At 37.4% G+C, this 23,903-nt stretch carries 18 protein-coding genes and 1 tRNA gene; 9 read left to right on the forward strand and 10 right to left on the reverse strand.

The features are described 5' to 3' along the window. Positions 1–97: 97 nt before the first annotated feature. Positions 98–916, reverse strand: a complete 819-nt coding sequence (gene rsmI, locus CSEC_RS03745; protein ID WP_041017039.1) for a 16S rRNA (cytidine(1402)-2'-O)-methyltransferase — start codon at positions 914–916, stop codon at positions 98–100. A 42-nt stretch (positions 917–958) separates the two neighbouring features. Further along, a tRNA-Cys gene (locus tag CSEC_RS03750) sits at positions 959–1,030 on the reverse strand. Positions 1,031–1,363: 333 nt separating this feature from the next. Here CSEC_RS03750 and CSEC_RS03755 point away from each other — a divergent pair. From CSEC_RS03755 to CSEC_RS03790, 8 genes are all read left to right on the forward strand, one after another. Continuing rightward, positions 1,364–3,199 carry a hypothetical protein gene (locus CSEC_RS03755; RefSeq protein ID WP_053331741.1) on the forward strand — a complete coding sequence of 612 codons (1,836 nt, stop codon included), beginning with the start codon at positions 1,364–1,366 and terminating at the stop codon, positions 3,197–3,199. A gap of 120 nt (positions 3,200–3,319) precedes the next feature. After that, on the forward strand, positions 3,320–4,042 hold the full coding sequence (locus tag CSEC_RS03760; protein WP_041017040.1) for an HAD family hydrolase: 723 nt from the start codon (positions 3,320–3,322) through the stop codon (positions 4,040–4,042). 145 nt (positions 4,043–4,187) lie between these two features. Beyond that, on the forward strand, positions 4,188–6,383 hold the full coding sequence (locus tag CSEC_RS03765; protein WP_041017041.1) for a glutamine synthetase III family protein: 2,196 nt from the start codon (positions 4,188–4,190) through the stop codon (positions 6,381–6,383). A 21-nt stretch (positions 6,384–6,404) separates the two neighbouring features. Next, positions 6,405–7,022 (forward strand): nicotinate (nicotinamide) nucleotide adenylyltransferase, encoded by a 618-nt coding sequence (gene nadD / locus CSEC_RS03770; RefSeq protein ID WP_041017042.1) that lies wholly within the window; start codon positions 6,405–6,407, stop codon positions 7,020–7,022. A gap of 116 nt (positions 7,023–7,138) precedes the next feature. Beyond that, complete coding sequence (rsfS, locus tag CSEC_RS03775; protein WP_041017275.1) at positions 7,139–7,516, forward strand: ribosome silencing factor; 378 nt, start codon at positions 7,139–7,141, stop codon at positions 7,514–7,516. Next, on the forward strand, positions 7,506–8,750 hold the full coding sequence (fabF, locus tag CSEC_RS03780) for a beta-ketoacyl-ACP synthase II (protein WP_041017043.1): 1,245 nt from the start codon (positions 7,506–7,508) through the stop codon (positions 8,748–8,750). The genes rsfS and fabF overlap by 11 nt, the downstream gene beginning before the upstream one ends. A 95-nt stretch (positions 8,751–8,845) precedes the next feature. Then, positions 8,846–9,280, forward strand: coding sequence for a bis(5'-nucleosyl)-tetraphosphatase (locus CSEC_RS03785; protein ID WP_041017044.1), 435 nt, complete (start codon positions 8,846–8,848; stop codon positions 9,278–9,280). A gap of 8 nt (positions 9,281–9,288) precedes the next feature. Beyond that, a complete protein-coding gene (locus tag CSEC_RS03790) occupies positions 9,289–9,873 on the forward strand; it encodes a histidine phosphatase family protein (protein WP_041017045.1) in 585 nt (194 codons plus the stop codon). A 41-nt stretch (positions 9,874–9,914) separates the two neighbouring features. On the opposite strand, the gene CSEC_RS03795 is transcribed toward CSEC_RS03790, so the two are convergent. From CSEC_RS03795 to CSEC_RS03820, 6 genes are all read right to left on the reverse strand, one after another. Further along, positions 9,915–12,779, reverse strand: coding sequence for an SNF2-related protein (locus CSEC_RS03795; protein WP_041017046.1), 2,865 nt, complete (start codon positions 12,777–12,779; stop codon positions 9,915–9,917). Between the two features lie 14 nt (positions 12,780–12,793). Then, positions 12,794–15,295 (reverse strand): hypothetical protein, encoded by a 2,502-nt coding sequence (locus tag CSEC_RS03800; protein ID WP_041017047.1) that lies wholly within the window; start codon positions 15,293–15,295, stop codon positions 12,794–12,796. Positions 15,296–15,315: 20 nt separating this feature from the next. After that, on the reverse strand, positions 15,316–16,932 hold the full coding sequence (locus CSEC_RS03805) for a DUF2357 domain-containing protein (protein WP_041017048.1): 1,617 nt from the start codon (positions 16,930–16,932) through the stop codon (positions 15,316–15,318). Then, the gene (locus CSEC_RS12570; protein WP_053331742.1) at positions 16,933–19,083 is read right to left on the reverse strand and encodes an McrB family protein; all 2,151 of its coding nucleotides are present in this window, start codon (positions 19,081–19,083) and stop codon (positions 16,933–16,935) included. Positions 19,084–19,085: 2 nt separating this feature from the next. Continuing rightward, complete coding sequence (locus CSEC_RS03815; RefSeq protein WP_154017617.1) at positions 19,086–20,498, reverse strand: coiled-coil domain-containing protein; 1,413 nt, start codon at positions 20,496–20,498, stop codon at positions 19,086–19,088. Positions 20,499–20,763: 265 nt separating this feature from the next. Further along, positions 20,764–21,420 (reverse strand): hydroxyacylglutathione hydrolase family protein, encoded by a 657-nt coding sequence (locus CSEC_RS03820; RefSeq protein ID WP_041017050.1) that lies wholly within the window; start codon positions 21,418–21,420, stop codon positions 20,764–20,766. 138 nt (positions 21,421–21,558) lie between these two features. On the opposite strand from CSEC_RS03820, the gene CSEC_RS03825 reads away from it, so the two are divergent. Beyond that, positions 21,559–22,521 carry a hypothetical protein gene (locus CSEC_RS03825; RefSeq protein WP_041017051.1) on the forward strand — a complete coding sequence of 321 codons (963 nt, stop codon included), beginning with the start codon at positions 21,559–21,561 and terminating at the stop codon, positions 22,519–22,521. Between the two features lie 72 nt (positions 22,522–22,593). Here CSEC_RS03825 and CSEC_RS03830 read toward each other — a convergent pair whose 3' ends face one another. Next, complete coding sequence (locus CSEC_RS03830; RefSeq protein ID WP_053331743.1) at positions 22,594–23,325, reverse strand: glutathione S-transferase family protein; 732 nt, start codon at positions 23,323–23,325, stop codon at positions 22,594–22,596. Positions 23,326–23,372: 47 nt separating this feature from the next. Continuing rightward, positions 23,373–23,876, reverse strand: coding sequence for a TetR/AcrR family transcriptional regulator (locus tag CSEC_RS03835; RefSeq protein ID WP_053331744.1), 504 nt, complete (start codon positions 23,874–23,876; stop codon positions 23,373–23,375). Between the last annotated feature and the right edge of the window lie 27 nt (positions 23,877–23,903).

Consider the following 23,903-nt stretch of genomic DNA (forward strand, 5'->3'; position numbering starts at 1 on the left):
AGATGGAGATAACAAGTTTAAATGAATTTGTAAATCTTTTTTTAGATAGACATTTTTTCTAAAGATTAAATTTTATTTTATGGACAGTATAGAGAGATTAATCGGGGATAAGTTCTTTATAAATGGCTCTTCGGTCCTTTAAGGAAAGATCGGCGGCCAGCCGGATGGCTTCTTTTCGATCGAGGGAAAGCTTGTCTTCTAAATATTCGACAAGATTTTTTGAGTCGACATTAGTTAATGCGTTATGAAACTTATCGGATGGAGAAATGAGCAAAACAATTTCTCCTCGAGGGGGGGTGTCTAGTAATTGCTGTCTGATTACCGAGGCGCGATCTCTATAGAAAGTTTCAAATTTTTTTGTGATCTCTCTGCCAATGACCACTATTCGATCGCTATCGATTTCATCAATCTTCTCAAGGGTCTCAACAATTCTTTCGGGGGATTCATAGGTAATCGATGTGCCTGCGTAGATAAGCGCCTGGAACAAAAACACTCTTCTTTCCTGTAATTTCTTAGGGACAAACCCTAAAAATTGAAAGGGGATGACCGGCAAACCGGAGCAGGAAAGGGCGGCAATCAAAGCTGAAGCCCCGGGAATTGGAGTCACTTGAATGTTATTTTCAATGCAGGCTGAAACTAAAAGTTCGCCCGGATCAGAAACTAAAGGCGTGCCGGCGTCGCTGATTAAGGCTGCATTTTTCCCTTTCAAAAGTTCATCTACTAGGAAGGCGATTTCTCTTTGTTCGTTAAACTTATGAATACTTTTAAGCGGTCTATCTATTTCATAATGATTGAGAAGTGTTTTACTGACTCGTGTGTCTTCACAGAGAATAAAATCGACGGATTTTAGGATTTCAAGAGCTCTAAGCGAGATATCTTTTAAATTTCCTATTGGAGTGGACACGACATAGAGCATATTGAGGAGAGGACCTTAAATCGAACTATGAGAGAAGTTCAAAGGTGGTACCCAGATTTGAACTGGGGAATGGAAGCTTTGCAGGCTTCTGCCTTACCACTTGGCTATACCACCGAGAAAGCAAAGTTTATACATCAATTACCAAGAAGTGGTCAACCGATTTTTTCAAAGAAAAAGTAGTTTCCTAAAAATAAACATCTTATGCTTTTGAAAGTGTAAGAAATGCGATGGTTTCGAAAAAAGTCAGTTTTCGTCAAGAAAATCCCTTGGGCAATTTTCTTTACCAAAAAATCCCTAATATCGTAACATCTAGGTTAAATTTCTTTGACGCGATTTAGATTTGAAGCAACCGACAGCTTAAACTTTTGAAAACGTGTCGAAATTTTATAAATGAATTTCATTTTTATTAAATGTTCCCGGTTCAAACCCAAAAATAAAAGTTGTCCAATGGATCCATCAAATCATCTTAATATTGAAGAGAATCAGTCTTGTCAAGCATCCTTAGAAATAGCGCAACTGTCTTGCTGCCCATGTGATCATGAGGATGATAGCCTGACAGAAGAAACTTGCTGTAGTGGTGAAATGGATATGGAAGAAGATATGCTCGATTCCTCTCTTAACGAAGAAAACTCTCCTGAAGGTCTTAACGAAGAAAACTCTCCTAAGGAAGCCCTCATTGAAAATTCAAGCGAGCCTTCTAAAAAGAAAGGCCATCAAAAATTCCCGGAAGATGAATTAAATGAGGTTAGAGAGAAAATAAAAAATATTCCAAATCCGGATGACCGAATTACCTTTATTACTGAGCAAATGGAAGCTGCTTTGTCGCAAGGAGGAACCCCTCACTTTAAAGTTTTTTGGGAACTTAGAAAAATTTGCTTGGATTCTTTTAAAGAAAACATTTCTCCAACTCTAAGACAGACGGCTTGGGGTAAATATCGTGAGCTTTCAAAAGAAGCTAGAAAACTGAAAGAGCTTTTTGATGAGCAAAGCGCTTTTGCAGTAGAACAAATCGAGATTGCGATCAAAGCCTTAGAGCAAGACATTCAATCAATGAATGAGTTCCAAGAAAAAATGGAGCCTCTTGTTTTTGAACACCCGTCTAAATTCTATGATGACAAAAGAGAATATTACGATCCGATTCAAAAAAAGCTCAATCTTCTTAATGCCTATGCCGCAAGAATTAATAACCTTAGAAAGGAATTGATTCGAACAGAAATGCGCATAAAGCACAAAAATAAATTTTTCCAACGCCTATCGCAAGCGGGCGATAAAATTTTCCCTGAGAGAAAACAGCTTATCAAAGAAATCAGCGAACAGTTCATTAAAGACATCAACGGCTTTGTCGATGCGCATTTTAAAGAAGGGGCTCATGAGCCTTCGTTTGTATTAAGAGAAGAAATTAAATCTTTGCAAGGCATAGCAAAAGCCCTTACCTTGAATACAAGCGCTTTTACAGAAACAAGAACTAGGCTCAGTGAATGCTGGGATAAGTTAAAAAATGCCGATAAAGAAAGAAAAAAAGAGCGTGCGAAAAAGCGGGATGCAATCAAAAGCAATTATGATGAAGTTATCCAAAAAATTACCGAAACCGAAGCTCTTTTTAATGAAAGCCAGTTAAATCCCGACGCGTTTATGGCAAACCTTGATGAAATCTCTTCATCTATGCGTCATATGGAACTTGGCCGTGAAGAAATTAAAGAATTAAAAGATCGTCTTACTAAAGCTAAAAAACCGGCTTTAACGCTTCTCAAACAAAGAGAGGAAGACAAACAAAAAGCTGAAAAGGAAAAAGCTGAAAAAAGGCTTCAAGCTATCTTAAATCTGCAGCAATCTGTTGATGAATTTATCAAAAAAGCTGAGGCTTTAAGTCTTGATGAAATACGACAATCAGAACAGCAAATCACAAGCTCTATTCAAGAATCCGGCCTTTCAACAAAAGATCAAAATGATCTGATCAAAAAGATGAAGGGCCTTAAAGACATCATTAGCGAAAAAGAAGAAGAAGCTCTTCTTGCGATGACAGATGATGATAAAAATGCACTCAACACCCTTAAAGAAGTGCTTGAACAGAGAAATAAAAGACGAAACGAAATCACCGAGCAATTAAAGAAGCTTCGCAAGGCTGCCGGGTCCTCGGGACTTGATTTTGAAAAGGCTATGGAACAGCAAATTCAAATCAACGAAGGGAAAGAGCGTTTAGAAAAAGCGGATCAAGGCATTGAAGAAATTGAAGAAAAATTAAATGCCTTAAAGAAAAAAATTCGCAATTCTAAAAGCGCTTAAGGTCTTTGTGGCAGATTGTCATGCCAATAATAGGCTTCTTTTGAAAGTCGCTTTAATTGGAAAAATGAGCTTTTTTTGTGCCAATTTTTTGCTAATTTTTTTGAAAGCATATGAGAGCATATGATCAAAAAATTTAGCAAAAAAGATGTCAAAAATAGACATTTTGACAATAAAAAGGGATTTCAAGAGGAGCCTAATAAAAAGTGGATCTATTTTTTCGACTTGGACGGGACTCTTTTCAAGTCAAATTGCAGTTTTTCTTTTGGTAAGTTTCTCTTTAGGAAAAACCATCTTAGCTTTTTAGCCGTCTTCAAGCTTTCAATATTTTTTTTAGGTCATCGCATGGGACTTTGCTCCATGCGAACTTTACATGAAAAATGTTTTAAAGCTATTTTTCTAAATAAACATAAACCTGTTTACACAGATCTTGCAGGCGATTTTATCAAGACTTTAAAGGGAAGCATGATCCGGTCCGTCTATTCCCAATTTCAAAAGGCAAAGCAAATAGGGCATAAAGCCATTATTCTTTCAAGCTCTCCCGACTTTTTAGTAAAAGCCATTGGAGATAATTTGGGAGCCGACTTTTCAATCGGCAGCGAATATGTCACCTCAGATGAGAACCATTTTATAAAAGTTGGACAAATCCTGGATGGCAAAAGAAAAGCCGATTTTATCTCAAAATTCTGCGATCATTATCAAATCCCTTTATCCCAGACGGTAGCTTTCAGCGATTCTTCCTTAGATCTTGAGTTTTTGCGAAAAGCAAACGTTGCAAAAACGATTTTTCCCGATAAAAAATTAAAAAATGAAGCTCTCCTTAAGGGTTGGACTATTCTGGAATAGACTTCTTTTGAGTTCTAATCATCCCATACAGAGTCACTTTCGAAAAATTTTTCACTTCCGCCGGGCTTCCTCGCAAACTTGCTTTGCCTGAAAATCCATCTTGCGTTTTACTTATGGGAAATTAACTCTAAAAAGGTAGAAAAAAGTGACAACAGCAAGGTTTAAAGCTTTAGAAACTACAGGAGAGCGCTCTTTTAATCTAACAGACAGCCCAAAAGCTTATGTTCCCTCTGATTGCTTTGGAAAGTCTGTATTTACAAAAAGCATCATAAAAAAAATGCTTCCAAAGCCAATAGCTGAAAATTTAATGGCGGCGATGGATGGAATCTCTAAAATCGATGAAAGATACGCAGATAAGATTGCCGAAGCGATGAAAAAATGGGCCATGGGTCTTGGAGCGACCCACTTTTGTCATTGGTTCCAACCCCTAACCGGAGCTCCGGCTGAAAAGCATGATTCCTTTATAGAGTGGGATACAAAAGACAGCGTTATTGAAAAGTTTTCGGGAAAGCAGCTTATTCAAGGAGAGCCTGACGCCTCTTCTTTTCCCTCCGGCGGACTTAGAACTACTTTTGAAGCAAGAGGGTATACCGGCTGGGATCCAACCTCTCCCGCTTTTGTGTGGAAAGGGGGGGATGGAGTAACCTTATGCATCCCATCTGTCTTTTTCTCTTGGACAGGCGCAGTTTTAGACGCTAAAATTCCTCTTCTTCGATCTGACAAAAAAATAAGCGATGCCTGTCTTCGTCTTTTAAAGTTTACCGGCATTCCGGCTTCACTTGTCTATTCAACCGTCGGGATGGAGCAGGAGTATTTTGTGATCGATAAGGCGCTTAGAAATTTAAGGCCCGATCTTTTGCTTTTAGGAAGAACAGTAGTGGGTGCGCCTTCCCCAAAAGGTCAGGAATTGCAAGACCATTATTTTGGGTCCGTGAAAAATAGAATTTTAAGATTCATGAGAGATTTTGAAGTTGCCGCTTTTGAGCTGAGTATCCCTGTCAAAACACGTCATAATGAAGTCGCCCCGGCGCAGCATGAAGTAGCCCCTGTATTTGAAAAAGCTTCAATTGCTATCGATCATAATTTACTTCTTATGGAAGTTATGAAACAAGTAGCTAATAAACATAACCTTAGCTGCCTTTTACACGAAAAACCCTTTCATAATATTAATGGCTCAGGTAAGCATTGCAACTGGTCTTTAGCTACAGATACCGGGATTAATTTGCTTGATCCGACAGAAACTCCGGAAAACACCCTTCACTTTTTGATCCTTCTTGTAGCCATTTTAAAAGCCATCCATGAAAATGGCGCTTTATTAAGAGCTTCTATCGGCTCTTTATCAAATGACTTTAGATTGGGAGGCCATGAAGCGCCGCCTGCCATTATGTCTGTTTATCTTGGCGAAGCACTTGAAAAATTGCTCGATAACATAGCTGAAAAGGGAACTCATAAGAGTAAGAGTTCTAAAGAAATCTACAACCTTGGGCTTCATATTATCCCGGATTTAAAGCAAGACAATACCGATAGAAACAGAACATCTCCTTTTGCTTTCACAGGAAATAAGTTTGAATTTAGGGCTGTTGGCTCTTCGGCTAATTCCTCATTTCCGATTATGACACTCAATGCTATTGTAGCTCAAAGCTTAAATGAGCTGATGGATGAAATTGAAAAGTTAGCTAAAGGTCAGAAAAAGAAAGACCCGGCAACTCTACTACCGCTTATCATGCCCCTTTTGAAAAAGCATATCGTTCAGACAAAAGGAATTCGCTTTGGAGGAGATAACTATAGCCATGAATGGGTTGAAGAAGCTAAGAAAAGAGGCTTGCCGAATCTTAAAAAATCGCTTTATGCCTTTGAATCTTTAAATTCGCCTTCTACTAAAAAAGCATTTGATGGCATTTTGCATAAAGAAGAGCTTAAAAGCCGTTATGAGATTCTAACTGAAACCTATGGACACACTTTAAATATCGAAATAAAAACGCTTTTAGATATTTTTAATACAATGGTGATTCCAACCGCCATTAAGTATCAAGGTGTCCTAGCGGACTCGATTTCCGAAATGATGGATCTTGTTTCAGAAAAAGGATTTACCAAACAAAAAGAGCTTCTAAAATCCATTGCCCATTTAATTGAAGAGGGATTAACGCTTTCTGAAAAAATAGCAGACCTTAGAAGTAAAATTGACTCTAAAAAAACAGGGTTTGAAAAAGCAAAAGACTTACTCGAGCAAGTTTTTCCTGAATGCTTAAAATTAAGACAAATTTCAGATCAGCTTGAAGAAAAAATCGATGATAGCCTTTGGCCGCTGCCTAAATATAGGGAGCTTCTTTATATTGTATAGTTAAAAGTTAGGCTCTAACCTATGGCAAACATCGGTATTTTTGGGGGAAGTTTTAACCCTGTTCATAATGGTCACTTGCACCTTGCTGAAAGCCTAAAATATGAAAAAGGACTTGATGAAGTTTGGTTTATACCTGCTTTCATCAGTCCTTTTAAACAGAGCGAACCCCCGATAAAAGGTTATCATCGCCTGAAAATGTTAGAGCTTGCGCTAGAGGATAAAAAGGTTTTCCGCGTTTTAGACATTGAATGTCAGAAAGAAAGCCCGTCCTACACCTACGATACTGTGATAGATTTAAAGAAGAAACACCCAAAAGACAAGCTTTATCTTATGCTTGGGTCTGATTCAGCGAAAACGCTGCCTGCTTGGCATAGAGCCGATGAATTGATAAAGGAAATCGATCTGCTTATTGGCGCAAGATCTCCTGAAGTTGATTGGGAGGCTTTGGAAAAATTTCCCCCATTTTACAATAAAGTTAAAGAGGGTTGGGTTTCAATAGACCCTCTTGAAATCTCAAGCAGCGAGATAAGACAGCTTATTAAAAGCAATAAGCCAATCAACCTTTATGTCCCTGATTCAGTGGAGGCCTATATAAAAAAATATCAACTTTATTCAGATGACTTAAAGTCAAGCTCTTGATAAAATTTTTACTTTAAACCCAAAAACCGAGTTAAGTCCCTATAGGTTGTTTGGCCGGGGTTTTAACCCCTTGTTAAGTAAAATAGTTTTTTAACCCCTTCTTTTTTTGATATATGATGAAGTCTGAAGAACTTTTAAACTTAATTGCCCAAGCTCTTTTTGATAAGAAAGGTTTTAATATCCTGGCTCTTGATGTGAGGGGGATTTCTTCCATGACAGACTATCTGCTCATAGCAGAAGGGTCTGTCGATCGCCATGTCAAAGCCCTTTTGAAAACAGTAGAAGAGGCGACCCTCCAATTTGGAATTAAACCTTTGCTCATCGAAGGCAATCATACAGGAGACTGGTGTGTGATTGATTATGGAGAAGTGATGGTCCATATTTTTCAGCCGGAACTTCGCGAGCATTATTCTTTGGAGGAACTTTGGAAAATGGGTAAAATTGTTAACTTAAAACTTGATATTACAAATTCTGAGGTCCTTCATGGCAAGTAAAAGAGTTGTTGTAACCGGATTAGGAGTGGTTTCCTGCTTTGGAAATGAAACCACCCCCTTTTTTGAATCCCTGCTGGAAGGAAAAAGCGGCGTAAGCAAAATCACATCCTTCGATGCCTCTTCTTTCCCGACTCAAATAGCGGCTGAAATTAAAGATTTTGATGCAGGCGACTATCTAGATAAAAAACAAGCTAGACGGGTAGATAAATTTATTGCCTACACAGTTGTAGGGGGAAAGAAAGCTTTAGAAAGCGCTGGCCTTAGCAGATCTCAGTTTGATTCCTTAAACAAACAGCGATCGGGCGTAATTATCGGCTCCGGTATGGGTGGTATGGAGCGTTATGTTGAAGGCGTCACCTCTCTTAATGAAAAGGGTTGGAGGCGGGTTTCTCCTTTCTTTATTCCTTATGTGATTACCAACATGGGTAGCGGAATGCTCGCCATGGAACTTGGATTCATGGGGCCAAACTATTCCATATCAACAGCTTGCGCAACAGGAAATCACTGTATCATTGCAGCGGCTGAACACATTCGAAAAGGGGAAGCAGATCTTATGCTGGCAGGCGGCGCTGAAGCTGCTATTGTGCCCATCGGCCTTGCCGGCTTTTGCGCTTGTAAAGCCCTTTCAGAAAGAAATGATGACCCGACAAAAGCTTCCCGCCCATGGGATAAAGGCCGCGACGGCTTTGTTATGGGAGAGGGAGCCGGGGTCCTTGTTTTAGAAAGCTTGGAGCATGCCCTAAAAAGAGGCGCTACCATTTACGCCGAATACTTAGGCGGCGGCATGTCCTCTGACGCTTACCACATTACCGATCCGAAACCTGATGGACAAGGGGTGCAAATATGCATAAAAGCTGCCCTTGACAATGCTAAAATTAATGAATCACAAGTCGATTACATTAATGCTCATGGCACCTCTACACCGGTTGGCGATATGGCTGAGGTTAGCGCTTTAAAAAAAGTTTTCAAAAATCCGCAAAAAATCATCATGAATTCGACAAAAGGTCTGCTTGGCCATGCACTTGGAGCTGCCGGGGGGATAGAGGCGATTGTTTCTGTCTTATCAATTAATCAGCAAAAAGTTCACCCCATGCCTAATTTAATAGATCCTGAACCTAATATCGATTTCATCTTGCCGACAAAAGCCATAAGTGCGCCTATCAACGTCGCTCTTTCCAATTCATTTGGTTTTGGCGGACATAATGCTTCAATCCTCTTCGGCAAATATATTTAAACTTTTCCGTGGGAACGGCCTTTTAAGCTCGTTCCCATTTGTTTTATTAAAATTATTCTGCTAACTTAAAGATTAGAAAACCTCTTTAAGGTCCTATGAAATTAGAAACCTCCTTCGGTGTTATACCTTTACGCAAACATAGCGGTGTCTGGGAAGTACTCCTTGTCCAACACCTTGGTGGAAATCATTGGGGATTTCCTAAAGGGAAGGCCGAGGATATGGAAACCTCTAGGGAAACCGCTTCCCGCGAGCTTTTAGAAGAAACCGGACTTACGATAAAAAGATACCTCACAGACGCCGAGATTAAAGAGCATTACGACTTTATTAAGGGAGGGGAGGAGATTAAAAAATCTGTCACCTACTTTATTGCTGAAGTTCAAGGGAAGGCTGTTTTTCAAAAAGAGGAACTCTTCAATCTAAAATGGGTGCCGCTTTTTGAAGCGGAAGCCCACCTTACTTTTCCTGAAGCTAGAAATGTTTGCCTTCAAGCAATCAGCCTATTTGACAGCTTTGATTTGACCGTGAACTAGAGGAGACTATGGGTGATAAGCCGGAAATCTTTCTTGTGAGACATGGGGAAACAGAGTGGTCGAAACTTGGAAAACATACGGGCGTTAGTGATATCCCTTTAACTGAAAATGGGTTAAGAGAAGCTAAAAAGTTAGGGGAAACATTACTACAAAAAGAATCTTTTGAAGTTGTCTACTCAAGCCCCCTTTTAAGAGCTCTTGAAACTTGTAATGCCTCAGGTTTCGGAGACCAAGTTAAAATCGATAATGATTTAATGGAATGGAACTATGGCATTTATGAAGGAGTTCCGACAACAGAAATCAGAAAAAAAATTCCCAACTGGACAGTTTTTACGCACCCCGTCCCAAATGGCGAGACCCTTGAAGAAATTACTACTCGGGCCGATCGAATAGTATCCAAACTAAGAAACGTAAAAACAAAAGCCCTTCTTTTCTCTAGCGGTCATATTCTTCGCATTTTGACCGCAAGGTGGCTTGGGTTGCCCGGCAAAAAAGGCGCCTGTTTTACCCTTTCTACCAACTCGCTTTCCATCCTCTCTTACGAAAGAGAAAACCCAGTCATCAAACTCTGGAATAAAACCCTAGAAGAATAAATATTCCCATTTAACTAGAGAAAGTTAAAGTGACTTCCAATTTAAATTAATTCCCAGCGTAAGATAAATATTTGTTCCTCAGTAACTTTGTTTTTTAATTTTTCCTCAGCCTCATTTAACAGCTTGTCTTTTTGTTGATTGATTCTTTGACGCATTTCATCTAATACTCTCCAAGCTTCATGACGCCTTGAATCCAAATGTTTAATTTTTCGCTGTAAGTCAATCTTATCTTGGATAATTTTAGTTTGACGGGATGCTTTTTTTAGCTCCTTTATTTCATCATCCATCTTTTCTAAATTTGCTTTGTGGCTTAGTCTTTGATCATTAGCCCAATTATCAAGTTTATCATTTTCATCATCAAACCAAGATACCTGTCTAATAGTAAGCTGATCAATTATCATTTGGCGTTTTGCTTTTGTTTGTTCTTCAAAATGTAGCGGCCATCGTAGGTCTTCTTCTGATTGGATAGTTGCGGAATAATCAAAAATTCGACGCACCTGTTCTTCTGTAAGTGGGACATTTTGATCAGTTCTTCCGCAAAGTATGAGGTGATCTTCTGCATCGTCTCCATCGATTCGTAGTTTAACAAGGCCAAGAATTCCTTTTGAACCTACCAGGGAATCAAGAGCAGCTGATTTGGGTCCTTTCTTGGTATAATGAACAATCATGTGGGCGCCAGGGAGTTTCCTTGAAATCGCTTGTTTGATTAGATACTGAGCTAAAGGATGCCCAATTCGATATCGGTGCACATCTTCCCTTTCCTTTCCTAATTTGTATTTGCCTATGGGAATCTCATCACAAGTTTGTATTTTTTTGTTTAAGCAAAAGGAAAGCTCATTAAAATTGAAATCAGCCTTAGCTTTTAATTCGTGTCGAGTTAGATCCCAAAGCAATCGTTCGTAACTTCCAATATATTCACAGCTTTCTCTCAGATTTACCTTCAATCTTTCGTGTACTGCCGCATCAAAATTTTCGAGTAGCTTTTTTCGGGTATCTTTCATGGCTTGATTTATCCTACCGTCAACATCTCTGCGAAATTTTTGAAATTCTTCCTCAATCTCCTCAGTTGTCCTACAATTTTGGATGATATCAACTATTCTTTTTTCAATATCCACTCCTGATTCGATAGCCCCTAGAACTTCATCACTTGCGCCAAACACACCCTCAAAAAGCTTAAATTTTTCATTCAGTAACTCATAAACACGCTCTTCTGCAGCATTTTTTTCATTCAAGAAATTGATAACAACAACATCATGTTTTTGACCATAACGATGACATCTCCCTATCCTTTGCTCTATTTTTTGAGGATTCCAAGGCAAATCATAGTTAACTACAATTGAACAGAACTGCAAATTGATCCCTTCAGCTGCAGCTTCTGTTGCGATCATTATTTTGGCCGACTCACGAAATTCATCAACAAGTGCGCTACGCATATCCGAAGTTTTTAACCCGGTGACCTTATCTGAACCCGCATTTCTTTTACACCAGTCTTTATAAATTTCGTTGCAACGATGATCTGTATTCGATCCGTTAAAAAGGACTAATTCATTACTGAAGCCGGCATTAGATAAGAGTTCAGTCAGGTAGTTTTGTGTTTTACGTGATTCTGTGAATATTATAACCTTCTCAGCAGCTCCAATCTCTTTTGCTTTCGAGAATGCTGTTTTAAGAGCAACTAAAAGAGCTCGTCCTCGAGAATTCTCCTTAATGGATTGCGCCAAATCCCTAAACGCTTTCAGATCATTAATTTCATTTAAAATAGCTTGTTGATCATCCTTATTTATAGAAGATGTTGTATCAGAAACTATTTCTTCCCATTCATCTGCTGTTTCGGAAAAACTTTCATAATCTTGGCCAATTTCTTCGATCAATGTTTCATTTTTTTTTGGGATCCCAATTTGTTTCTCTAAATTTTTAATTAGGGAATTCAATCCTCCTGCAATTGCATAGGAAGAAGAGGCTAGTAAGCGTCGATATACCAAGATCATCAACTTTTTTTGACCTGGAGGAAGAGCTCTTAATTCACTACGTCTCAAGTATTCTGAAACGTTTTCATATAATTTTTGTTCTTCCCAAGTAGGATCAAACCGCTGTAGGATTGGGATACGGTTTGTATAATTAATATACTCTCTTACTTGTCTTCTTAACGTTCGATGGCATATCGATTTCAATCGTGATTTCAAAAGTATATACTTTTCTGAATCTTCTAACTTTGAAAAATGGTTATTAAAGATTTTGAAGTCTCCAAAAGCATGATCATCAATAATGCTAACGAGCCCATAAAGCTCAGAAAGAGAATTTTGTAGGGGAGTAGCTGTAAGAAGAATTTTTGGTGAGCCTTGCAGGGCTGTTTTTATCGCTTTGCCAGTCTTATTCCCAGCTTTATAGACATTTCGAAGACGGTGGGCTTCGTCAATTACCACTAAATCCCAACATATGTTGGATAGATCTTCTGCTTTTGATACAGCGAAGTTATAAGAGGTAATGATGATCTGCTCTTTTTCAGAATCGTTAAAAGGTTGTCGACATCCATTCCTTTTTAGTTCCTTATAATTTTTTGCCTCAAGGATCATTGCAGGAATATAGAACTTTTCCTGTATCTCCTGCAGCCATTGCTGTCTTAAAGAAGCAGGTCCAATAATTAATATTCTACGCTTTCTTTCAGACCATTTTTGTGCAATGACAAGACCTGCCTCGATTGTTTTGCCAAGTCCTACCTCATCAGCAAGAATAGCACCCTTTGAGAGCGGGGATTTAAAAGCAAATAGAGCAGCCTCAACCTGATGGGGATTTAAGTCAACCTTTGCATCAAATAGAGCTGATGCAAGTTTTTGTGAGTCGTTAGAGGAAAAGCGTCTTGTTAATTGATGTGCGAAAAATTGTGTATGATAATTGGTAAAATTCATATTAGCTTCTTTATTTAACCTTCTTCTAGTTCTTCAGTTTCAGAATCCGTCTCAATTAGTGATGTAACATCTTCCTCTGAAGCTTCATGTTTTAGGAGTTTTAAACAGTTTAGAGCTCTATCTTTGATGATTTGCTTTAGATCATTTCTTTGAATAACGGACTGAAGAGCTTGTTCAATTTCTTTGAATTCTTCGTTTTTTTCCTCCAAGAAAGCGGAGTCAAATTTTCTACGATAAAGTAAAAAGGCTATGCATAACACGCTTGCGTTAGCGTAACCTGTCGAGCCCCTTATTTGGATTTTTAAAAACTTCAGCAGAGTGTAAATAATGTCTGTGCTTACAGTTTCCGGTTTTAGTGCATTTTCTTTAAAAACTAGCAATTGATTGAGAGTTAAAATCCAGTAATACGGCTTCTCTGGATTATGAACGATTTTTTCCAGGAAGGCATTGTAAAATAGTCTTATGTCCTCTTCGGAGCAGAAAGCTCTTGCAAGGCAATTGAGTTGGACACGATTGAGCTTTTCTTTGTTTTCATAAGTAAGCTTTCTCAGAAAGTCTAGATAATCATGAGGAACAAAATGATATAAGCAACTTATAGCTTCAATTAGATAATTTCTTAAGATTGAATCTTTGAGTTTTCGATTATAAAAAAGGTTTAAAAGGGCAGCTCTTAATTGAGTTAACCCATTTTGATCACAAGCTTGGATTGTATCGGAACTAATCGGCCCATAAAACTCATTTGTTGGATTACCTGCATCATCATTTATCATGATTTTTTTCTTTAATGCATCCCTTAAAAACTTTATGTGGCCTTTCGAGGGCATCTTGTTGTTATCGATATCTGATGCGATTTTTTGAGTCATATCAAAGACTTCTTTCCAGCAAGAGGACTGGGGCTTAATCCTGCGTAGTTTTTTAATATATCCTATCTGTGTCGGCGGGTCGCTTTCTTCCATTTTTTCCCAATCAATGACTGCCAATACCTCTCCACTTCTCGTTTTAATCTCGACTTTTGCAAAACCTTCACCGGGTTTTATTATAATTTTCAATATGACTTTTGTGTCTTCTTTGAATTCATGATTTTTTATCGAGACCGGAATTTTTTTATAGATGGAATTGTTTGAGTGAAAGCTTGGCCGTCTAAGGTATAGTGGTAATTCAGACTTTCCTTTTTTGATAGAAAATCGATCAATTTCCTCAAGATGAGCTTGTCTGCCTGCCTCTAGAGTTGTGTTTTCTTTGATCAAGGGAACCCAATCTTCTTTGCCCTGAGTGAAGCAATAGATATCCATCGGAATAAGCTTATATTGATACGATGGAACTTTACAGCTTACCCTGGTTCCAAATATAGCAGCACCCTTAGACGCTAAAGAGACATCATGAGGAATTTTTGTGACAATGCATGTAACATTTTGGTTGATTCCTAAAATTGAAAGATCTTCACCAAGATTTTTCCCATTCCATGGTGAAAGGCAGAAACAGCCATCATTTACAAGGCCAAGAAAATTTTGACAATTCCTTGGGAGCTTTTTTGTTTGCTCTAACCATAATTTCGATACAGCGAGAAATAAGTCTTCGTCTGGAAGAATTTCAGCTGGGATATTTTCGAAAATTGGGAGTTCCTTCATGCTTTTTATGTGATTGCTATACTGAATTGTGTTCGTTGAACTAAATAGAATTTCTTCTTTTCCATCCGAGATGCTGTCGATAAATTCACCATTTAGTGCATCAGCCCAGAATTTACGTGGTTGAGGTTTTTCACTTTCTCTATGGAAAATATGTGATGCGTAGGCGATGCCCCATAATCCAAGACCCAAAGCACAGTCTTGAGGGCAAAAAATTGGAACGACATATTTTGCGTTATTTTCAGAAATAATTTTGAGAGGAATCGTATGAAAAGTCCATTCATCAAGACCCAAAGAGCTAACCCGAATATGACCGATGTATCCTTCTTCATGCTTTTCGATTAATGTTTGTTTGAACTTCTCTATCCATAAAAGCGCTAGGGCCATCGATCTCGGAATTAGAAGCGTGTTTTTTTCATCTTTGCTAAGTTTATCTTGAACGATCTCTCGGAAGGTATTTGGAATTACTAGTACATTATTTTTTATATTATTTGAGTAACTTAAAAGAGTTCCTTTGATGATTTTGCTAGAATCTAATGTAATGAGAACATTTTGCGGCGACCATTTAAACCCTTCAAAAACAGCTTTACCAAGTTCCCAATTTTTTTGGAAATCTTGTAACCTTGCAAATGCAGCTATAACAGGAATTCTTGAACATCCAATTCCAGGCTCACTTGCAAGCTCAAGCCTGCATTCATTAGGCCAGTCCCAACCTCTAGCTCTACGATGATTGGTGGCAGCTATTCCATAAATTGGCGTTTCACCTAAATATCGATTCAATATAGCGCTAGGAGGAATTTTAGGTAATGTTGTAACTGGTGAAAGATCACTGTTTGATAAGTTTGGATATGACTGACATAAGTCGATACCTTTCCAATTTTCAGAAGTCATAAAACAATAACCTTGGTTAATTAACTAAAAAAAGTTTCTATTTCTTCCGCTAACTCATGTAAAATGGCAATATTATTTTCATGATTTCGAGTGAGTCTTAGCCAGCGGATAGCAACTTGATTTATAGTAAGGGTTGTGTCTGGAGTATTTTTTTCTATTTCACTCGAAATTAGGATGCCTTTAGTCTGAACCGAATTTGCCTGCAAAAGAGGAAGGCTGATTGTTAAAGCTTCGAGACAACGGGTTCTATATTCATCAAGTTTGACTTCATCTCCGGTAGCATGCCAAAACCAAATCGGCATTAGGAATTCCCTATCATCGTTCCTTTTTTGCCTAAGTAGTTGTTGACACCCTAAGGTAAGCATCCAATCTAAGAGATAACTTTCGATGTCACCATCGCGAAGATCGATGTATTCAATAATCCCTAAATCACTTCTAAATGGACCTGGTGTAATTGGAGATTCTTGCCAAAATCCATCCAGTTGTTCTTGTTTTAAATAAAAGGAGGAATCTCCCATTAAGGAAATCTTAAATTTTGAAGAGACTAATGTCATTATGGCACCCATCAACTGTCTGCCTGTTTCACACCAAAGATTGGTTTGCCATTTCCAACACTCGTCTTCTATTTTTTGTTGATTTCTAAGCTCCTGATAAACTCTCCAAATATGACGATAGTGAACGTGTTGCATTAATACAAAGTTTGGTTTGAAATGATGTTCACAAGAAGAAACTTCATTTAAGAAGTTTTGGGTGATAGGAGCTTTAATTCGAGCTTCAAAGCTTCTTACTTCAAGATATTTATCTGAAGAACAATAGTTTTTATTGTCCCTTAGGTAGGCGTGAGCTAGATGGATAAGTTTATCGCAAACCCATTTGCTGACTCGGTTTTCTAAAAGATTAATGTTGTCTTGGCGGGACATGGAAAGTAATTTCTGTTTGTGTCCAGCTTTTTCCCTAAGAGAATTTCCTGGCTGTTGGATGTACCATTGTAGGCAACCAGCATCAAATTCATTTGCTTTAGCGATATTTTGAAGAACTCTTTCTCTTTTTAGTACTTTATTAGGGTTTTTTAAAACATGGGAAAGAGCCTTATTCAACAATTTGTCTCTTGCAAGTTTAATCAACAAGCTAGATTGATGAGAGGTATTTCCACCGACGTCACCTAACCAAAATTTTTTTGCTACTCTCCAAGATCTACGTGTAGAGCATCCAAACTTTTCCTCAGAGAGATCACCTTCTATTTTTAAGGAGCCTAACTCTAGAAAATTATCTATTTGCCATCGGATTAATGATTTAAGTTTCTCGATTTTATCTTTATACTGAGGAGGGGATAATCGGAAAGAAAGATTGAAATTGTCATTTTTGAGCTCAATGAACCACTTGCTGTCTTGATCTTGAGACAGCTCAATAGGAAGTAGGATTCTTCTATAAGATTTTCCTTCCCATGTAAAAATAGAGGACTGTTTCTTGCTTGGAATTTCTACATTGTTAATAAATATTTTTGTATTAAACGGCACCATCAAGGAGCGGTAAAGGGTATCAATGACGATTGTTTCATTCTTAGATGAGTCTATCTTGATGGCATTTCCGCAAAGCAAACTCCAGGGTTCAGGAAGAAGATAGGCAATTAAGGACATTTATTCTCTTGCTACCCCATTCCATTCGAAATAATCTTTTTTTGAGGCTTCTTGGAAGGAAGAGAGGAGTTCAAAGTCACAGCAAGGTATTTGGGATTCGATAGCGTCTAAATGTTCTTTATTTGCCCGACAATCAACGTTTCTAAGTTTTGGAAGAATTCGTTGTTCAATCTGATCTGCAAAAGCCAACAAACTAATGTTCTCCGGTTTACTGGAAATACCTGGATAATTAGACACATAGCTTAAGATAGATTGACCAACCCGGTGCCCGAAAGGTCTTCCGATCTGTTCCATGGCAGCATTTATCTTATTAATTTTCTCTTGTAGCGTTTCGCAAATAGAATTTTGTAATTCATCAACGTTGCGTACCCACGAGTCCCAATTTTGATGAGAAAGACGATGTTCGTTTGGACTAGAAACTTGATTACTTTTATTGGAGATTAATTTCTTTGGCTTACCAAACCGGAGAACATTGGCACGGTCTAGAATCTTGTCAGATAGTGAGTGGGTGGATTCATCCTCATTCATCGTCCCAACGAGCAAGACATTCTTATCCACAAAAAGACGCATGTCCTTACCTTGCTGAAGTCTACCAGTGTCAAGAGTAATTTCTGCTTTCAGCCTTTCATTAGCATCCTGGGGATTAATACCTCTTCTAGCTTCCATTTTAGATAGAAATTCACTGAAATAGTACTCTACTCGGGCAAGGTTCATTTCATCAAATAGAAATAATGTCATTTGATCTTGAAGTTCCGGATAATCATTTGGGAATTTAAGACTTGTCCAATCCTTACGATTATGCTTCTCGGCCTGGATCAGAGCTCTTGTAAGATCGGTTCCTTTGTAGCGTCCTTCCAGATAATTATAGAAACCGAAGATATCTTGAGGGCTATCCCAACGAGGTTGAACAGCTATATTTAAAAAATTAATTCCCATAGCAGATGCATACGCCATTGGTAATTGGCTTTTACCGGTACCGCTAATTCCCGACAGTACAACCAGAGGAGAAACATCGTTGATTTTTAAACTTGTATGGAAACTGTAGAGAAGACGTTGAGGATAGTGCAATTTTCTTTTTTCAAGTTCAGTTTTGAGATCGCTAAGGGCTTTTTCTTCTTTAATTTCTTTCTTGCGGGTATCCACTTTTATAGCGAAATAAGGTTTTTCCAGATCTTCAAGAGAGTTCTTGTTTTCAGATTTGTCTTTATATTCCTTGATAAGAGGACTATAACGATCACATTCTTGCTTTAAAATGTTCCGTTCAGATTCTAAAGATTCCTTTTCCTGCCTGATTATTTGTAATTCGTATTTTGCTTCAGCTTTTTCTTCTTCAATTTTTTTAAGGGAATTTTTTATATCTTTAAGCGCCTCTTGAGAGGACTTGATTTCCAAGTATCCCTCTTCTAGGGAATCATTAAGTTTTATTCTGTCTTCATTTAAGTTTTTAATAATTTCTCTGAGATCTTCTGTTTGAGCGGCTAGGCGCGTGTTTTCTTGAATTATTTCATTTTGCTCTTCAATCTTAGTCTGTAATAATTCGAAATCTCTTCTGGAGTTAATTATTTTCTCATCTAATAATGATGTATCATTTTGTAATTGAAAGAGAAGCGTTTGCTGAATTTCAATTTGTTTAGCTTTCTCTTTTGAGGTTTCTTGCTTAGAGGAAATCTCTATATCTAATTCAATTAGCTTATCCTCAAATTTTTGAATTTGGTTCTCATTAAATTCTTTAGTTCTAAATGAGGATTCAAGTTCTTCTTGATTTTTCGAAATGAGCCCTTTTAGTTGCATTGCTTCTTGATTTAAACGAAAGATCTCTGCGCGCAAAATTTCTTGTTCTTCTCGCTCAGCTTTAAGTTTTATTAGTTCGTTTTTGCTAGATTCAATATTTGTTTTTATCAAATTTACTTCATTAACATAACTATCTCGTTCAAGTCTCTTTTCATGAAGTACCTCAACTTCTTGGAATATCGTATCGTATTCTTTCTTCTTCAGTTCAAAGCATGTCTCGAGGTTCTCATACATGGTTGCTATGGGAAGTCTTTGTTCTCTCTTCGTAAAATCGAGATAGGAGTATATTAAGCCAATGCCACTAAAAACACTAACAGACCAGATTATCAAATTTATCGTGTGTGAGATTGTTTCAAACATGCTTAAATAGCTCCATTTATAACTTGAGCACTGTCAGGGGTTTGGTTTTGCGCTTCTATGAACCTACTCTCACCTTCTTTAAGCTGCTTATCAATCTTGGCTTTTCTAGCTAAGAGCTGCTTCTCCTCTAGCTCAAGTTGATCTAAAATCGCCTTTTTTTGATTGAGAAGAATGTTTTTTTGTTGGTGAAGGGAAGTGATTTGAAGTTGTAGTTGATACACCTCCTCACTCCGCTTTGATATTTCGGCCATCTCTCTTTTAGCTTTATTCTGGAGTTCTTTTAAACGCTCTTGTTCAATGGTTGATTTCTCTGTCGCTTGCGTAAGTTGAAGTTGCATTTCTTGCAACTCTTTTGACTTTTGTTCAAAGGTGTACAAAACCTCTTGTAGCTTTTTTTGAAATTCATCCAACTTAGAACGAGCTGTGATCAGCTCATTTTTTTCTTTTCTCAAATTAATGAGAACATTCTCTAGTTCTTGTTTTTGTATAGATTTAGTATTGACTTCTGATTGAAGGGCGCTAAGGGAACTCTTGGAAGAACTCAATTTGGCTGTGAGATCTTCACAAATTTTTGATGTTTCTTTTTCCTGCCTTTTAAGTGATTTAAAGTTATGTTCGATCAACTCTAAATCTTTTTTCAAAATGGTGAGATCTGATCTTTTTGAATCACAATTTCTTTCAATTTCAACTACTTCGTCAAGAAGCGAGTTCTTTTTAGTTTTAAGATCGTTGATTTCTTGAAGTTGTTCATTAAATTTCTCTTCTTGAGTTTTTAGTTCTTTTATTGACTGTTGTAGAGTTGTGAGTTGTCTTTTAGTTTCTACAACCTGAGATTCCAATTTAATTAGCGATGATTTTCTTTTTTGCTCTATTTCAAGATCTATTTTTGTTTGATTCAATTGATTTTGTAGATGCGTAACTTCCTCTCTAAGATTTGAAGAACTAGTAGCCAGTTTATTGTGCGTATTTTGCAGGTCGAGGATACGGCTAGCAAGATTTGCTTCTTCTCTTTTTTGAGCATCCCAAGCTCTCTTTTCTTGTTCTATTTGCGCCTTAAGTGTTTGTAATTCTGAAAGGTTGATCTCTTCTCTCTTCAATAGATCGAGAGAAAATTTAAGAGAACGCTCATTCTTCTCTAATTCGCTAACAGAAGCTCTTAAAGCTGATATCGAGTTTTCTTCTTTCCATAAATCGCGCATAACCCAAAGATGATACCCCGAGAGGGTGAAATATACGATTACAGTGCTGATGAAAATTAAAGCACCAATTTTTTTAAAAAGGCTGCTTTGATTTTTTTTGCTTGGATTCATGTCTTCAATGTGTGTAGTTTTTATATTAAATTCGCTTACAATGACTTTTAAGTCATTGATATTGTATTGCTTATCATTAGAAAATAGTTGTTGATTATTCAACAAGGTAATGTTTTTTATCTACAAAATTTTTAAGATTTCGTTTAAATTGTATTAATTTATTAAAATAATGCCATTTAATATAATTATAATATTTTAATAGTTTGATCCTTTTCCATAATTTATTATGACAGCATAGAAGAAGAGCGGATTTAAAGAAGACTTATGTTTCCATGTGCATGTAAGAAATAAAGGCGGTTCCTGAGAGGGTAAGATTGGGTAAGATCAGTATCTTTGATGGGTGAGCTCTTATAGTATGAATAAAAAGATACTATAAAAGAGCGTTTTTGTTTTTTATTTCCCTCCAATTCTCTTTGACTTCTAGAAATTCTTCGAAAGAAGTAGCTTGGAGGAAGGGGTTTGATTTTAATTCGAGGGAGAGGGTGGATGAGGGCCTCGCCCCAAAGTCATGACCTGGCCAAATAGTAGTGGACAGGGGAAGATCATCAACTAATCTTCTTAGGGCATCATACTGCTGCTTACTCTCTTCAAGAGTTACAGTCCCGCCAATCTTGCCAACAAAAAGATGATCGCCCGTAATCGCCGCTTCAAGTTCCGGAAAATAAAAGACCACGTGATCCGGAGCATGCCCAGGAGTATAGAGAACTTTTACTGAAAATTGTCCGAATTTAAAGGCATCGCCTTCTTTTAATCCAAGATCATGAGGAACAAGAGAATCTTCAAAAATTGCAACTTTTGCGCCTGTCAACCTTTTTGCGACTAGGTTACCCGACGTATGATCGGGGTGGCCATGGGTATTTAGAATAAGCTTAACTTTTAAATCTTGAACCTCAGCTCTCCTAACTAAATATTCGGGTCTAAAAGAAGGGTCCACAATAAGAGCTTCCCTCGCATTACGATCGCCTATTAAATACCCAAAATTACGATCACCGTTTGTCGTAACTTGTTCAAAAACTAAATCAAGCATATAAATCTCTTTTAAACGATTTAGGAAAACATTATAAATAAGTTTTTATAACAATTAATTTTCTACTTTTTAAAAATTTATACTTTCTTTAATATTTATCGCTATAATTAAATAATTAATTAAATTAACTCGGATGTTATGCAACCGTTAGTTTTTCCTAAGTACTCTCCATGTGACCTAGAGTCTTCCCCTCTAGGTAACTATTTAGTTTTTTCCAACTTAACTAATGGAGAAGTTTACAGGGTAAAAATCCAAGGGAAAGAGCTAACCGGCTTTAAAAAAGATAAGCTGGTAACTTTTTTTAATGAGCTACTAGATCATAAAGCCATCATATCTGAGACCAATCTAAAAAAAATTAGAGTTTCCCTCGATTCGCATGATAATTTCAAAGTTATTTTAAAAGAAACTAATAGATCGATAGAGATTATAAAGAACATTGATAAATCTAGTTTCTCCCTTCAAAAGCCGGTTGAGTGCCCCCGCTACAAAAAATTCCTAAAAAGCCTTTATCGCTTGGCAAGAAATTTTCTTAGAACTCTTTTTGGGGGAAAAGACCCTACTTTCTTAAAATTAAATCTGGAACTTAAAAAAATCCTCGATTCCTTGCCTTTAAAAGAGCAGCGGCTCATCTATAAACAGATGAAAAATATTTCTGCTGAGGAAATGCAATTTTTCGATTACTTGAGTCGTTGCATAAATTTTACTTTATTCGATAAAAGCCACTTCTTCTTACAAATTTTCAGAGGGGCTTATGTGATGATTGAAGATCAGGGAAAGTCATACGACGAGCTAAAAAAAATAGGAAGCTTAAAAGAGCGCACTTCCTCTCACGTATCTGACGCAAAACAATTTAGTTTGACGGGAACTTGTGTCAAAGAATGCCTTTTTTCCAGGAAACAAATAAAAAAAGAAGATGGGTCCATTCAAACGTTCACCTGGTTTCAATTAGAAAGATACCCTTTAAAATTCGGCTCACGCTTTCTACACCTGATTACTTATATTCTCTATAAACTCTCAGGTCATAATCAAGGCCCTTACGGCTCATCGCCGCATAGAGAGAAGTCTAACCCGATAATCGTTCAGCTTAAAAATCCAAGCTAACCCATTTATCAAAAAAACTCATAGAACCCTTTAGAATTCCATGAGTCTTACGATAGGCGCCGCCCTAAGAGATTATAAGTCTTTAAAAACAGTTTCTGTAAAAATTCTATTCTTGTAGGCAAATAAGGCCGGGTACTTTTTCCAATCAATTTGGAGTTTCACAAGATCTAAGCTTTTTAGGTGAGTGGCCACAGCAATATCCGCGATAGAAAATTCATTATCAATAAGAAATTTTCCTTTAGATTTTGAAACTTCTTTCTCAAGATAATGAAGAACCTCGGAAAGTTCATTGGCAACTGTGCTATCTACTAAGACTTGGTCTGGCGCAACTTTTAAAACATTCGGTTTTACAAAAAGCTCAACAAAAATCTTTTGGTGGATGACCTCAGACATCGTTGTATCGGCATATTTTTCAAACCATAGGGCTTTGGCATATTTTTTAGCCTCTTTTGGATAAAGACTTTTTTGAGGCGCAGTTTTTTCTAAATAGGCAATAATAACAGCGGAATCTGACACTGTGAAGTTGCCTTGTCTTAAAGCCGGAATCTTGCCTAAAGGACTCGCTTCCAGAAAATCAGGGGATGAGTCCATTTTAAGGGCAGCGGAAAGTTTGGTCGGCAACACTTCTTTGATCTCGTAGGGGAGATTTTTGTATTTTAGAGCCGCTTCTACTTTTCTTACGTAAGGGGAAACCTTAACTCCATAAACAACTGAAGGCGTTGGTTTTGCAACTTCTTTAGCCAATAAGGGTGAAGCGCTTATCATTAAAAAGGTGAAGAGTGTTTTAATTACTTTCTTTGTCATTTGTCTATTCCTATCTACCAGTTGGTAGGTTTTTGATTAAAAATTTTTTAGTCAATTAATTGTATTTGACGATCGAAAAATTCTAGGGGATTGTGGTTCAATCTCGCCATTAAGAGGAGTCCTTGCAAACTTGCGACAATTGACTCAGAATGTGCTCCATCGCCAAGCCATATTCTTTGAAGGTCAAAAAATCTTTGCAAAGCTTCTTTTATTTTTTCTGTAAGCGTAGACCATTCAGCCGCTAACATTCCACAAGGGCAAATATAATTTGTATTTTCCTCTAAAACCTTGCGGTAAAGCAGAGCGAGGTACTTTACTTTTTCTTTAGGGTTTAAAGAACTCCCAAGCCTAAGGTAGGACTCAAGGTTCAGGTGCTGGGTCGAAATAATAGCCAGCAAAAGATCTTCCTTGTGAGGAAAATGGTAGTGTATGCTTGCTTTCTTTATGCCTACTGCCTCTGATAAATCTTGGTAACTAAACCCTTGAGCCCCTTTTTCTTTAAGGAGCCTAATGGCCTCATCTAATATTTGATCATAAGTATTTGTTTTCATGTAAGTTATTCTACCAACTAGTAGATA

Origin of the sequence: Criblamydia sequanensis CRIB-18 (assembly GCF_000750955.1) — a bacterium.
In the GTDB taxonomy this organism is placed as follows: Bacteria; Chlamydiota; Chlamydiia; order Chlamydiales; family Criblamydiaceae; genus Criblamydia; species Criblamydia sequanensis.

Excerpts from the sequence above, each read along its gene's own strand:
- rsmI (WP_041017039.1), bottom strand. The coding sequence starts at position 916 with ATGCTCTATGTCGTGTCCACTCCAATAGGAAATTTAAAAGATATCTCG.
- CSEC_RS03755 (WP_053331741.1), top strand. The coding sequence starts at position 1,364 with ATGGATCCATCAAATCATCTTAATATTGAAGAGAATCAGTCTTGTCAA.
- CSEC_RS03760 (WP_041017040.1), top strand. The coding sequence starts at position 3,320 with ATGATCAAAAAATTTAGCAAAAAAGATGTCAAAAATAGACATTTTGAC.
- nadD (WP_041017042.1), top strand. The coding sequence starts at position 6,405 with ATGGCAAACATCGGTATTTTTGGGGGAAGTTTTAACCCTGTTCATAAT.
- rsfS (WP_041017275.1), top strand. The coding sequence starts at position 7,139 with ATGAAGTCTGAAGAACTTTTAAACTTAATTGCCCAAGCTCTTTTTGAT.
- fabF (WP_041017043.1), top strand. The coding sequence starts at position 7,506 with ATGGCAAGTAAAAGAGTTGTTGTAACCGGATTAGGAGTGGTTTCCTGC.
- CSEC_RS03785 (WP_041017044.1), top strand. The coding sequence starts at position 8,846 with ATGAAATTAGAAACCTCCTTCGGTGTTATACCTTTACGCAAACATAGC.
- CSEC_RS03790 (WP_041017045.1), top strand. The coding sequence starts at position 9,289 with ATGGGTGATAAGCCGGAAATCTTTCTTGTGAGACATGGGGAAACAGAG.
- CSEC_RS03795 (WP_041017046.1), bottom strand. The coding sequence starts at position 12,779 with ATGAATTTTACCAATTATCATACACAATTTTTCGCACATCAATTAACA.
- CSEC_RS03800 (WP_041017047.1), bottom strand. The coding sequence starts at position 15,295 with ATGACTTCTGAAAATTGGAAAGGTATCGACTTATGTCAGTCATATCCA.
- CSEC_RS03805 (WP_041017048.1), bottom strand. The coding sequence starts at position 16,932 with ATGTCCTTAATTGCCTATCTTCTTCCTGAACCCTGGAGTTTGCTTTGC.
- CSEC_RS12570 (WP_053331742.1), bottom strand. The coding sequence starts at position 19,083 with ATGTTTGAAACAATCTCACACACGATAAATTTGATAATCTGGTCTGTT.
- CSEC_RS03820 (WP_041017050.1), bottom strand. The coding sequence starts at position 21,420 with ATGCTTGATTTAGTTTTTGAACAAGTTACGACAAACGGTGATCGTAAT.
- CSEC_RS03825 (WP_041017051.1), top strand. The coding sequence starts at position 21,559 with ATGCAACCGTTAGTTTTTCCTAAGTACTCTCCATGTGACCTAGAGTCT.
- CSEC_RS03830 (WP_053331743.1), bottom strand. The coding sequence starts at position 23,325 with ATGACAAAGAAAGTAATTAAAACACTCTTCACCTTTTTAATGATAAGC.
- CSEC_RS03835 (WP_053331744.1), bottom strand. The coding sequence starts at position 23,876 with ATGAAAACAAATACTTATGATCAAATATTAGATGAGGCCATTAGGCTC.